At 65.4% G+C, this 12,448-nt stretch carries 12 protein-coding genes; 6 read left to right on the forward strand and 6 right to left on the reverse strand.

What is annotated here, in order from left to right; translation table 11 throughout:
- Positions 1–75 precede the first annotated feature (75 nt).
- Together QX121_RS24335 and QX121_RS24340 are read left to right on the forward strand one after the other, a co-directional pair.
- The gene (locus tag QX121_RS24335) at positions 76–1,563 is read left to right on the forward strand and encodes an aldehyde dehydrogenase family protein (RefSeq protein WP_315813236.1); all 1,488 of its coding nucleotides are present in this window, start codon (positions 76–78) and stop codon (positions 1,561–1,563) included.
- Between the two features lie 122 nt (positions 1,564–1,685).
- The gene (locus QX121_RS24340; protein ID WP_315798809.1) at positions 1,686–1,985 is read left to right on the forward strand and encodes a globin domain-containing protein; all 300 of its coding nucleotides are present in this window, start codon (positions 1,686–1,688) and stop codon (positions 1,983–1,985) included.
- A 7-nt stretch (positions 1,986–1,992) separates the two neighbouring features.
- Here the strand turns inward: QX121_RS24340 and ppx are convergent, their stop codons facing one another.
- The 4 genes from ppx to QX121_RS24360 form a co-directional block, all read right to left on the reverse strand.
- Positions 1,993–3,492, reverse strand: coding sequence for an exopolyphosphatase (ppx, locus tag QX121_RS24345; RefSeq protein WP_315739460.1), 1,500 nt, complete (start codon positions 3,490–3,492; stop codon positions 1,993–1,995).
- Between the two features lie 42 nt (positions 3,493–3,534).
- Positions 3,535–5,730: an RNA degradosome polyphosphate kinase gene (locus tag QX121_RS24350; RefSeq protein WP_315813237.1), complete on the reverse strand. Its 2,196-nt coding sequence runs from the start codon at positions 5,728–5,730 to the stop codon at positions 3,535–3,537.
- Positions 5,731–5,854: 124 nt separating this feature from the next.
- Complete coding sequence (locus QX121_RS24355; protein ID WP_315739421.1) at positions 5,855–6,532, reverse strand: DnaA ATPase domain-containing protein; 678 nt, start codon at positions 6,530–6,532, stop codon at positions 5,855–5,857.
- Positions 6,533–6,590: 58 nt separating this feature from the next.
- Complete coding sequence (locus QX121_RS24360; RefSeq protein WP_315739423.1) at positions 6,591–7,145, reverse strand: CDP-alcohol phosphatidyltransferase family protein; 555 nt, start codon at positions 7,143–7,145, stop codon at positions 6,591–6,593.
- Between the two features lie 155 nt (positions 7,146–7,300).
- On the opposite strand from QX121_RS24360, the gene purM reads away from it, so the two are divergent.
- Both purM and purN read left to right on the forward strand, forming a co-directional pair.
- Positions 7,301–8,374 carry a phosphoribosylformylglycinamidine cyclo-ligase gene (purM, locus tag QX121_RS24365; protein ID WP_315813238.1) on the forward strand — a complete coding sequence of 358 codons (1,074 nt, stop codon included), beginning with the start codon at positions 7,301–7,303 and terminating at the stop codon, positions 8,372–8,374.
- 13 nt (positions 8,375–8,387) lie between these two features.
- Positions 8,388–9,041, forward strand: a complete 654-nt coding sequence (gene purN, locus QX121_RS24370) for a phosphoribosylglycinamide formyltransferase (protein ID WP_315798811.1) — start codon at positions 8,388–8,390, stop codon at positions 9,039–9,041.
- 145 nt (positions 9,042–9,186) lie between these two features.
- Here purN and QX121_RS24375 read toward each other — a convergent pair whose 3' ends face one another.
- Entirely contained in the window at positions 9,187–9,396 is a 210-nt protein-coding gene (locus QX121_RS24375) for a cold-shock protein (RefSeq protein ID WP_315712366.1), read from the reverse strand.
- 364 nt (positions 9,397–9,760) lie between these two features.
- Here QX121_RS24375 and QX121_RS24380 point away from each other — a divergent pair, with 364 nt between their 5' ends.
- The gene (locus tag QX121_RS24380; RefSeq protein WP_315813239.1) at positions 9,761–10,909 is read left to right on the forward strand and encodes an autotransporter outer membrane beta-barrel domain-containing protein; all 1,149 of its coding nucleotides are present in this window, start codon (positions 9,761–9,763) and stop codon (positions 10,907–10,909) included.
- A gap of 4 nt (positions 10,910–10,913) precedes the next feature.
- On the opposite strand, the gene QX121_RS24385 is transcribed toward QX121_RS24380, so the two are convergent.
- On the reverse strand, positions 10,914–11,957 hold the full coding sequence (locus tag QX121_RS24385; RefSeq protein ID WP_315739428.1) for a LysR family transcriptional regulator: 1,044 nt from the start codon (positions 11,955–11,957) through the stop codon (positions 10,914–10,916).
- Between the two features lie 55 nt (positions 11,958–12,012).
- Here QX121_RS24385 and QX121_RS24390 point away from each other — a divergent pair.
- A partial coding sequence (locus QX121_RS24390) for a hypothetical protein (protein WP_315813240.1) occupies positions 12,013–12,448 on the forward strand: 436 nt, incomplete at its 3' end.

Below are 12,448 nucleotides of genomic sequence, written 5' to 3' on the forward strand. Positions count from 1 at the left end.
AGGCAACAGATATCATATTTACGAACAGATATTTGTTCTTACCTTCATTGGTATACAACAAACGGAGGAAATATGATGTCGATTGCATATGATTACGAGCGCGGCTCGAGGACGACGTCTTATCTGACGAAGCCGTTCCAGCTCCTGATCGGCGGCCGGCATGTTCCCTCGGTTTCGGGACGCACCTTCACGTCGCTCAATCCTGCGACCGAGCAGGCGATTGCGACGGTCGCCGAGGGCAATGCCGAGGATGTCGATCTCGCGGTCGCCGCGGCCCGCAAGGCCTTCGAGGGGCCGTGGCGAACGATGCGTGCGGCCGAGCGCGGCGCGATCCTGCTGAAATGGGCGCAGCTGTTGCGCGACCATGCCGACGAGATCATCGAGCTCGAAAGCCTCGATGCCGGCAAGCCCGTGTCGGCGATCCTGCGCCAGGATCTTCCCGCCGCCATCGATACGCTCACCTACTACGCCGGATGGGCCGACAAGATCAGCGGTGAAGTCGTCTCTACGCGCGATGATGCGCTGACCTATACGGTGCGCGAGCCGGTCGGCGTGGTCGCGGCGATCGTGCCGTGGAATTTCCCGCTGATGATCGGGATGTGGAAGCTCGCGCCGGCGCTGGCCTGCGGTTGCACCGTCGTGATGAAGCCCGCCGAGCTGACGTCGCTGTCGGCGTTGCGGATCGGGGAGCTCGCGCTCGAAGCCGGACTGCCGCCCGGTGTTCTCAACATCGTGACCGGCCCTGGGCGCACCGTCGGCGAGGCGCTGGTCAACCACCGCGATGTCGACAAGGTCACGTTCACCGGCTCGCCCGGCGTCGGCCGCGGTATCATGAAGGCGGCGGCCGGCAACTTCAAACGCGTCTCGCTCGAGCTCGGCGGCAAGTCGGCCAACATCATCTTCGACGATGCGAACATCGAGGCCGCCGCGAAGGCTGCGGCCAGCGGCATCTTCTTCAACACCGGGCAGGTGTGCTCGGCCGGATCGCGGGTGCTCGTGCACGAGCGCGTGTATGACGAGGTGGTCGAGCGCCTGACCGAGCGCGCACGGGCGCTGCGGATCGGCGATCCGCTCGATCGCGCCACCTCGCTCGGACCGGTCATCTCCGAACGGCAGATGAAGACGATCCTCGACTATGTCGACATCGGACGCAACGAAGGCGCCACGCTCGTCACCGGCGGCCAGCGCGCGGCCGCCCGCGGCTATTTCGTCAGCCCCGCCGTCTTCGCTGGCGTCACGCACGACATGCGGATCTCGCAGGAGGAGATCTTCGGACCCGTGGTCAGCGTGATCAAGTTCAGGGACGAGGCCGAGGCGCTGCGGATGGCGAACGGCACGGCTTACAGCCTGGCCGCGGGCGTTTGGAGCCGCGACATGGGGCGCGTCCATCGCTTCGCTAATCGCCTGCGCGCCGGCACCGTGTGGATCAACACCTATGGCTACACCGATGTGCGGCTGCCTTGGGGTGGCGATCGCGACTCCGGACTGGGCCGCGAGCACGGCACGGCCGCGCTGGACAACTTCACGGAGCCGAAGTCCGTCTGGATGAACCTCGCGGTGTGAGCCAAGCGTCGGTTGACGCGGACGGCCGCATCAGCGGCCGCCCGCATGCTCCGGCTGTTCAATCGGTAGACGACGGCGAGACGATCTCGCTGGGGTTCGAGCTCTTGCCGGAATGCCGCGCGATGTTTCCAGCCGACATGGACGTGTTGAAGCGCGATTTCATCGCGACGCTCGCGGTGCTCGTCGGCAGCCTCGATCAGATGACCGGACTTCTGTCGAGCACCGACATCCTCGGCCGCAACCATGCGCGCTACGGCGTCAAGCCGGAGTACTATCCGGTGGTCGGGGAGGCGCTGCTGTGGAGCCTCGCCAAGGGGCTTGGTCCGCATTGGAATGATGAGGTGGAGCAGGCCTGGCGCAAGGTCTACGGCATCATCGCCCAGCGGATGATCGCAATTTCGGTCGGCGCTCGGCGGCCCTGATCCGGATCTAGCTGCGCACGATCGAGCCCGAGCGGCCGACGAGACGCGCGAGCTGCTTGAAGCGTCCGCCGACACGGTCGGCGACGAGGTCGACCATCTGGTGCTCGAACACCAGCATCAGCTTGCGATCCTGGGTGCGGAAGTGCGTTGCGGGCAGCACGCCGGGTCGCGCCGCGGAGATCAAATGCGCGACCCGAAACGCGGTGCCGAGCAGGCGCGCACGATCGATCTGGGCCGGGCTCAGCTGCTCGGTGAGGGCAGGCGCCGCCGCCTCGTCGCGCAGGCCCTCGTAGCGGAAGAACACCGACAGCGCGACGAAGATGCGGCCCTCGTGGTTGATCGAGCCGAAATTGCCGTTCAGAACGATGCCGTAGGTCTGCTCGCCGCGATGGTCCGGATGCATGCGCCAGCCGATGTCGGACAGCAGGCAGGCGGCGTGCCGCAGCCGGCGCTCGTCCTCGGTCTCGCGCATGTGCATCACGCGGAACAGGCGGTCGGTCCAGTCGATCAGCTCGCGGGCATGCTGGGCCGAGCGCGACAACAGCTCGTTGAGGCCCTGCGCCGCGCAGAGCAGCCCGTCCTTGGCGCGCTCGGCGTCGGGAAGCTTGGAGTAGAGCAGGCCCTCGCGCACGCCGAAGGTCGAGAACACGACCGTCGTCGGCCTGGCGACGCGGATGATGTGCTCGAGCACCAGCGCGGCATAGGCGAGCAGCGGGCGCCGCGCCTCGGCGATCGCTTCGATGTCGGCCAGCATGTCGGCGGCGACGAGACGGCGCAGCCGGCGCACGAAGGCCAGCGCATCGGCCGCCGGAATCGCATAGCCGTGCATCACCCCGAGCGGATAGCCGCTCTGGATGATGTGGATGCGCGCCAGCGCGCGCCAGGTGCCGCCGACCGCATAGAAGGTGCGGTTCTGGCCGGCCAGCAGTTGCGGCAGGTCGGTCAGCGCCTCGCGCGCGATCCGCTCCGCCTTCTTCAGCGATTTCTCGGCGAGATCCTGCAGCGCCAGGCTGCCGAGCGGCAGGGTGACGCCGCTGCGGACCTGGTGCCCGCGCACGTCGATCAGCTCAAGTGAGCCGCCGCCGAGGTCGCCGACGATGCCGTCGGGCTTGTGGATGCCGGAGATGACGCCGAGCGCCGAATAGCGCGCCTCTTCGGGGCCGGTGAGGATCTGGATCGGGGCGCCGCAGATCTTCTCGGCCTTGGCGATGAAATCAGCGCCGTTCGAAGCATCGCGGCAGGCGGCGGTCGCGATGGCATGAACTTGCCCCACCCGCTGCACCTTGCACAACGCGCGGAAGCGCTTCAGCGCGGTCAGCGCCTTGTCGACGGCATCGGCCGCGAGCAGGCCGGTGGTTTGGACCTCGCGACCGAGCCCGCACAGCGCCTTCTCGTTGAACACGGTGACGAGACTGCGTTCCATCGCCTGGTAGACGACGAGACGGACCGAGTTCGAGCCGATGTCGATGACACCGACGCTCGCGGCCCTCGTGCCGGGCCGCTTCACCACGGCATGTCCCGGCGCAGAAGGCCCCGGTGCAGACAGCCCCTATGAAGGAGAGCGTTCATTCCGGCGCGTGAGCCGGCGCGGTGATGATTCCTTGAGCGACTTTCCACGGCCGGACAGACTCGGATTCGTCATGAAGTAATTGTGCAGGTTGAACGGCTCCTCGCCCTTCGCGGCCTTCATACGCGTTGACGACCCATCCGGCAACAATTGCCAGCTCTGCTCGGTGTCCTTGAGGTTCGCGACCATGATCTGTTCCAGAACCTGCTGATGTACGGTAGGGTTCTGAAGCGGGCACAGCACCTCGACGCGGCGGTCGAGATTGCGCGGCATCATGTCGGCCGAGGAGATGTAGACGGCGGCCTTGGCGCTCGGCAGGCCCTGACCCATACCAAAGCAGTAGATGCGGCCATGCTCGAGGAAGCGGCCGATCACCGATTTGACGCGAATGTTCTCCGACAGTCCGGGGAGGCCGGGACGCAGGCAGCAGATGCCGCGCACGATCAGCTCGATCGACACGCCGGCCTGCGAGGCCTCATACAGCGCGTCGATGATGTCGGGATCGACCAGCGAGTTCATCTTCATCCAGATCACGGCGGGCTTGCCCTGGCGGGCGAAGCTGGTCTCGCCGTGGATGTGCTCGATCATGCGCTTGCGAAGCGTGAGCGGCGACACCGCCATCTTCTCGATGTCGATCGGCTCGGCATAGCCGGTGATGTAGTTGAATACCCGCGTCACGTCGCGGCCGATCACCGGGTCGGAGGTGAAGTAGGACAGGTCGGTGTAGATGCGCGCCGTCACCGGGTGATAGTTGCCGGTGCCGGTGTGGACATAGGTCGTGAGGCTGCCGCCCTCGCGGCGTACGACCATCGACAGCTTGGCATGCGTCTTCAGCTCCAGGAAGCCGTAGACCACCTGCACGCCGGCGCGCTCCAGATCGCGGGCCCAGCGGATGTTGGCCTCCTCGTCGAAACGCGCCTTGAGCTCGACCAGCGCCGTCACCGACTTGCCGGCTTCGGCAGCTTCCACCAAAGTGCGCACGATCGGAGAGTTGTTGGAGGTGCGGTACAGCGTCTGCTTGATTGCGACGACGTCCGGGTCGCGCGCCGCCTGCTGCAGGAACTGCACGACGACGTCGAACGACTCATAAGGGTGATGGACGATCAGGTCCTTCTGCCGGATGGCGGCGAAGATGTCGCCGCCATGGTCGCGGACACGCTCAGGATGGCGCGGCACATAGGGCACGAATTCGAGGTCGGGCCGGTCGACCCGCGTCAGTTGCGACAGCTCGTTCATCGCCAGCACGCCGTCGACCAGGAACACCTCGTCATCGGTGGTCGAGAGCGCATTCTGCACGAAGCGGCGCAGCTCCTCCGGCATGTTGGCCTCGATCTCGAGCCGGATCACCGAGCCGCGACGGCGCCGCTTCAGCGCGGTTTCGAACAGCCGCACCAGGTCTTCGGCCTCTTCCTCGATCTCGATCTCGCTGTCGCGGATGATCCGGAAGGCGCCCTGGCCCTTCACGGTGTAGCCCGGAAACAGCCGGCCGATGAACAGGCCGGTCGCCTGCTCGAGGGTGATCAGGCGGATCACGCCATCCTTGGAGCCGGGGAAGCGGATGAAGCGGTCGATCTTGCCGGGCATTCGGATGAGGGCGTTCATCGGACGCCCGTCGGCGGAGCGGATCAGCTGCAGCGCCACCGTGAAGCCGAGGCTCGGGATGAACGGGAACGGATGCGCCGGATCGATCGCCAGTGGCGTCAGCAGCGGGAAGATGTTGGCGAGGAAGTGGTCCTCGATCCAGGCGCGCTCGCTCTTGGTGACGTCCTGGCCGTCGACCAGCACGATGCCGAGCTCGCCGAGAAACTTGCGCAGGTCGCGCCAGATCGCCTGCTGGTCGATCGCGAGCTGTGAGACGGTCTCGTTGATCAGCTTCAACTGCTCGGTGGGTGTCAGCCCATCCGGGCTGCGCTCGGCGATGCCCTCGCGGACCTGGGCGCGGATGCCGGCGACGCGGACCATGAAGAATTCATCAAGGTTGTTGGCGGAAATCGACAGGAAGCGCACCCGCTCCAGGGCGGGATGGCGCGGATTGACCGATTCCTCCAGAACGCGGCGGTTGAAGTGAAGCCAGGACAGTTCCCGGTTGATGAATCGCTCGGGGCTCGAGGCAATCTCGAAGGACGGCGCCGCGACCGATTCTTTCTCTGAAATTTCAGTAACTTGCTCGGTATCCATCGGAATTCGATCCATATCCATCCAGTCGCGAATGGTCGACCGTAGCCCAATCTGGGTAACCAGGGGATGACGTTGCCGGCACCATTGAGGTTCCGTCACCAACCGCCGTCAAGATGGCCGCCGGTCACAGCGGGCGGAGCAGCTCCGCCGCCAGCGCCCGGGTGACCGGCCGTCCGAGCCGTAGGGACTCGTTGTCCAGCAGCGCGATGGTCTGGCGTGCCGCCGCATAGGAGCGCTCGATGTGGCTTGCGAGATAGCTGACCACGGTCTCGTCGATCGCCAGTTGCCGGTCCGCGGCCAGCTTGACGATCAAGGCGCGGAACAGCTGGTCGTCGGGCGGCAGCAGCGTGACGACCGGGACGGCGCGCAGCCGCGACCTCAGATCGGCCAGGGCGATGGGCAGGGCCGCCGGGGCCTCGCGCGCCGTGATCAGCACGAAAGCCTCGTCCTGGCGGGCCAGGTTCAGCAGGTGAAACAGCGCCCGCTCGTCGAGATCGGTTGCCGTCAGATCCTCCAGCACCAGCGCGCCGGTGGCGAGCGCCCCAGGGACCGCGCTCGCCTCGAGGGCATGCGCGGACAGGGATCGGGCTCCAGCCTGCTCGGCCCAGATCGCGGCGAGGTGGCTCTTGCCGGAGCCGTCGGGGCCGACCAGGAACATGGTCCGCGCCGGCCATTCCGGCCAGGCGTCGACCAGAGCGAGCCCGGCCGCGTTGCCTGGACCTTCGAAGAAATTGTCCCGCGTCAGGCTCTCCGCATGCGGCAGTGCGAAGGCCAGCTGACGAGGGGGGATATGGCCGGCCAAGGTCGAATTGCTCCGTATCGTGGGGTGCGTGAGGTCAGGACGGGCCCTCAGCGGAGGATCACCGGACCTCGATGGTGCTCATGTGGCGCACCCAGTCGACGAGATACAGCCCGACCGACACGAGGGTAAAGACCGTGACCAGCGCCATCAGCACCACATCGTAGGGCTTGGGCTCGAAGCCGAAGCTGAGCGAGGCCAGCACGAGCGCTGCGAATCCCACCTGGGCGACCGTGTTCAGCTTGGACACCATCAATGGCTTCATCGCGACCGGCCGGTCGAACAGCCAGGACACGATCACCGCCGAGACGATCATGATGTCGCGCGAGACCACCAGGATGACGATCCAGCGCGGGATCGCGCCCCAGATGCCAAGCGTGACGAAGATCGAGACCAGCAGCGCCTTGTCGGCGAGGGGATCGAGCAGTGCTCCCAGTTCAGACCGCAGGTTGAAGCGCTTGGCCAGGAAGCCGTCCACGGCGTCGCTCACCCCCGCGACCACGAAGACCAGAAACGCGATCTCCATCTCGCCGGCCGCAATGGCCCAGACGACGATCGGAACCAGCAGGATTCGACCGAGCGTGATCAGATTGGGGATACTGTGGGGAATGGTCACGCAGCGGGTCCCGACGACAACGATCAAAAGACAACCCGATTCCGAAACAGGGCGAACCGGTACGGTTCCTAGATAGTATGGGGACGAGCCCCTTGCGAGCCATTGCGCGCGGCCGGATTCCGACGTAACCAGCGGCCAGATTAGGGGTTTTTACCATGACCGAGCGCAAGAACGGGCTCACTTATGCAGATTCGGGCGTCGATATCGATGCCGGAAACCGTCTGGTCGATCTGATCAAGCCCATGGTGCGCGCAACCGCCCGCGCCGGCGCGGATGCCGAGATCGGTGGCTTTGGCGGCCTGTTCGACCTCAAGGCCGCCGGATTCAAGGATCCGGTGCTGGTCGCCGCGACCGACGGCGTCGGCACCAAGGTGAAGATCGCGATCGAGACCCGGCTGCATGGCGGTATCGGCATCGACCTGGTCGCTATGTCGGTCAACGATCTCGTCGTGCAGGGCGCCGAGCCGCTGTTCTTCCTCGACTACTTTGCCTGCGGCAAGCTCGACCCGGAGGCGACGGCCTCGATCGTCGCCGGCGTCGCCGAAGGTTGCCGGGAATCCGGCTGCGCGCTGATCGGCGGTGAGACCGCGGAAATGCCGGGCCTCTACAAGGACGGCGACTACGATCTTGCCGGTTTCGCGGTCGGCGCCGCCGAGCGCGGCACGCTGCTGCCGTCGCCGGACATCGCGGCCGGCGACGTGGTTCTCGGCCTCGCCTCATCCGGCGTGCATTCCAACGGCTACTCCCTGGTGCGCAAGATCGTCGCCCAGTCCGGCCTCGGCTTCGATGCGCCGGCACCGTTCGCGCCGGTCCTGACTCTCGGCGCGGCGCTGCTGACGCCGACCCGGCTCTATGTGAAGTCGTGCCTTCGCGCCATCCGCGAGACCGGTGCGGTCAAGGGGCTCGCGCACATCACGGGCGGCGGCTTCACCGACAACATTCCGCGCGTGCTGCCGAAGCATCTCGGCGTCTCGATTGATCTGACGGGCCTGCCGGTGCTGCCGGTCTTCAAATGGCTGGCGGAGCAGGGCGGCATTGCCGAGCGCGAGCTCTTGCGCACCTTCAATTGCGGGATCGGCATGATCGCGATCGTCAAGGCCGAGGCCGTCGATGCCGTCATCGAGGTGTTCACCGCCAATGGTGAGCACGTCGCCCGGCTCGGCGAGGTCGTTGCCGCCGCGGGCGATGAGCGCGTGATTTACACCGGCGCCCTCGATCTGGCCCTGTGAGACGAGTGAGCCGATGAAGCGCCGCGTCGCCATCCTGATCTCGGGCCGTGGGTCGAACATGGCCGCGCTGATCCACGCGGCGGCGCAGCCGGATTTTCCGGCCGAGGTCGCCATTGTGATCTCCAACCGAGCCGATGCGGCCGGACTGCAGAAAGCGCAGGAGAGCGGCGTCGCGATCGAAATCATCGAGAGCAAGCCGTTCGGCAAGGACCGCGCAGGGTTCGAAGCCAGACTGCAGCAGGCGCTCGATGCACGCGGCATCGAGATCATCTGCCTGGCCGGTTTCATGCGCCTGTTCACGGCGGAGTTCGTGCAGCGCTGGTACGGAAGGATGCTCAACATTCATCCGTCGCTGCTGCCATCATTCCCCGGCCTCGATCCGCACGGCCAGGCGCTGCGTGCCGGCGTCAAGCTGTCAGGCGCCACCGTGCATTTCGTCATTCCGGAGACGGATGCAGGTCCGATCGTGATGCAGGGCGCGGTCGTGGTCAGGGACGACGATACGCCGGACACGCTGTCGACGCGCATTCTTGGCGTCGAGCATCGCATCTATCCCGAGGCGCTGAAGCTGCTGGCCAAGGGCCTGGTGCGGCTCGAAGGCGATCTCTGCCGGACGTCGTCCGTGGTGCAGGCCGATCACGCGCTGATCTGGCCCGTCGTCCGTTAGCTTGCGCCGGACGAAAAAAATCCCCGGCGGGGCCGGGGCACATCAAGGCTGACGAAGTCTGATCATCCGCGGCAAGCGAGCGTGACGCGGAACCCGTGAGTTGGCTTGCGAACGCGCGCTGTGGCGCCCTCCGCCGGGACGATGCTCACGAGAGCTTCAGGTTCTCTGCCGACGTCTTGCCGCGGCTCTCCACCAGATCATATTCGATCGTCTGGTTCTCGTTGAGCGTGGTCAGTCCAGCACGCTCCACGGCCGAGATGTGGACGAACACGTCCTTGTCTCCGCCAGCCGGTTTGATGAAGCCATATCCCTTGGTCGGGTTGAACCACTTCACGCTGCCCTTGTAGGTCGGCATCGCTGTCTCCTCGTCTAGACGAAAAAAAGACGCGGCCACGCTCACGCGTGCCACGCCACAAACGGGCTTCCGGGGATCTGCTCAATTTCCGAAGTCGCGAAACGCACAGTCGAACGGCCAATCCGATTGTGCTGGAGATTGCAACACGATTTTCCGCCGATATCAAGTTTGGCGGATCGATGAGAACGCGTCGCGACGTCACGTCACCGGCTGCTGCTGCACTGCGTGGCTTGTGGCGCTGGAACCACAAATCCTTGCGGTGCAGCCGCGGCATGGTCAATTTCATTGACCGCGATCGGGAACTGCGGACAAATCGACGCGGCAATATTGAAGCGAATTTGAGCGGGCGGCGAACGGAGCATCGATGCGCGGGGCATCTCCGGCCAAGCGGGGCAGGCGACAGTGCACCCGTGTACCCGGGGCGGCGCTGCTGCCCATCGTCGCCTTTGGTATGGCCGTCGCGTCTTCGCCGTGCGCCGCGCAGGCCAGCCTGCCGAGCATAGCCGCTAGCCCGACACCAACGCCGAGCCCATTGCCCAGTCCTGCACCCGGCGCGATCAGTTCCGAACGCTCGTCCGGCCAAACCGTGCTCGATCTCGGCTCGAGCTTCCTCGAACGGCTCGGCACCCAGGCCACGCAGGGCGTCACCCGGCTGCAGCGGAGCAATCCGGGGGGCGGGGGTGCGCCGGAGGCTTCGGAACAGGCTCGGTTCCGGACTTGGGGCGAGACGTATGGCGTGACGGTCCGCAGCAATGCGCAAGGCGACTTCGTCGGCGACAAGAGGACGACTTGGGGCGGGGTCGCCGGTATCTGCATGCGCCTCGTGCTGGGCGTGAACGTCGGACTATCCGTTGACCAGAGCCGGACCAGGGTCGATGTGCCGCTGGCGCTGCAATCGGCGACGCTCGATCTCACACAGTTCGGGTTCAACGCCTCGGTCGACCAGGGACCCTGGACCTGGGCGATCGCGATCGTCCATGGCTTCGGCGGGATCAGTGCGCGGCGCGACACCAGCCTCGGTGCGGCGACGTCGGTCTACGGCGCCCACATCACGGGCGTGCTGAGCGAGCTCGACTACTACTGGAGCATCGGTGAGAGCCGGATCGTTCCGAAGCTCGCCTTCGAATACACGCGCGCCACGACCGCGGCATTCCAGGAATCGGGCGGGCTCGATCCGCTGTCGGTCAGCGGCACCTCGCTGGAGCGCGCCCGCGTTCTCGTCGGCGCCGAATTCGGCCGCTACTTCATCGTAGACGGCAGGGTCCTCGACGTCTCGGCCTATGGCAAGCTCGTCGACAATTTCAGCCAGAATCTCGGCGCGGTGACCGTGAGCCTCGGTCCGCAGAGCATCACGCTGCAGGGCCTTGGCGAGGGCCGTTACGGCGCCGACGCCGGCGCGGCACTGTCGCTATCCTTGAACCGAACGTCACGCCTCTATCTGAACTACGATGCGAAGCTGCGTTCGGCGCTGCAGTCGCATCAGGGGACGCTCGGCGTCGAGTTGAAGTGGTAGGTCGTCAGACCGGTTTCGGCGCGACGTAGCCGCCGAAGCCGACGACATCCCGCGCGGACGCCATCAGAGGCACGAGCTCCAGCGGATGGATGAACTCGTCCCGGAAGCAGGCATGGACCTTCGGATCGAAGATGCGCTTCAGCCAGTCGATGACGACCTTGTGCCGGTCGGAGTTGCGAAACTCCTTGTGATAGGTCAGCCACAGATCCATGTGGTAGTTGATGCCGAGATCGACCGGAACGAGCGGCGCCCCGAGCGCGACCGCCGATGTCGGCAGGAAGCCGATGCCGGCGCCGCGCTCGACCGCGTAGAGCACGGCAACGCTGGAATTGGTGGAGATGCCGACGATGCCCTCGAGCGACTCCAAGCCGAGGATGCGCGCATAGCCCGTCTCGTCGAGCTGCACGCCGTGCTGCTTGATGATGCGGTGGTTCTTGAGATCCGCCAGCGATGTCGGCAATCCATGCGCGTCGCGATAGGCTTCCGACACGAAGCCGTAGATGTGCAGACGGCCGAGCTTCACAACGATCACGTCGGGGTTGGTCGGCCGTTCGAACTGAATCGAGATGTCAGCCTCCAGCCGCGACACGTCGGCCTGCTGCATCGCGCAGCTCAGATCGACCGTGATCCTGCGATAGGTCTTCTGGAAATCGATCAGTCGCGGCAGGATCCAGAAATTGCCGGGGCCTTCGGTCACGGCGACGCGCACCGACCCCTGAGTGTCGGTCGACAGCGAGGCGCGCCGGAAGATGTTGAAGCTCAGCCGCTCCATCTGCTCGACGTCGAACAGCAACGATCGTCCCTCGTCGCTGAGCGACAGGCCGGATTGATCACGGATGAAGAGCTTGAATCCGAGCTCGTCCTCGAGCCGGTCGATCTTGCGCATCAGGGTTGTGCCGGTCAGTCCGAGAACATCCGCCGCGTTTCGGAAGCTGCGGTGACGTGTACAAAGCAGAAATGCTCTCAAATCCTCCCATGAAGGGTTAAGCGTTTCGTCAGACTTCCTGTGCTGCGTGGATGCAGCACCCCGATGCAAATGTTGCCGCATACACTCCAGCCCCGACAAGTATGATGACGTTATCAAAGCCAAGCTGGAAACATAGATGCAGAACCTGCACCGCGGAAGCACAGAATTCACGCTGCGACATCAGCTCGACGCGCTGCCGCGGACGGATCGGGTCACGGCTCAGGCGGTCACGCTCGATCGGCTCGGCGAGCTCGCGGCGCTCGCACGCCGGGAAATACCGGGCGTTCGTGCCTCGGAACACGAACTTGCGGAGTTCTTGCGGCACGATCCGGACTCGATCTTCGCGCTCTACCGCGGCAGGAACTTGCTCGGCGGCATAGCCTTCCTCTATCTCAACTGCTCAGGCCTCGATGCGTTGCTCCTGGATGAGTTCAATTTGAATGATCCGCCGCGCAGATTTCTGGCGCGGCCGGACGAAGACGTAGCTGCCATCTATGTCTGGGCGCTCGTGGCGCAAGGGCGAGGAGCAATCGGCCTCGGCAACGTCGCGCAGGCGCTGCAAGGCGCGAGAT

The sequence above is a fragment of the Bradyrhizobium sp. SZCCHNR2028 genome, from assembly GCF_032380995.1.
Lineage (GTDB): Bacteria > Pseudomonadota > Alphaproteobacteria > Rhizobiales > Xanthobacteraceae > Bradyrhizobium.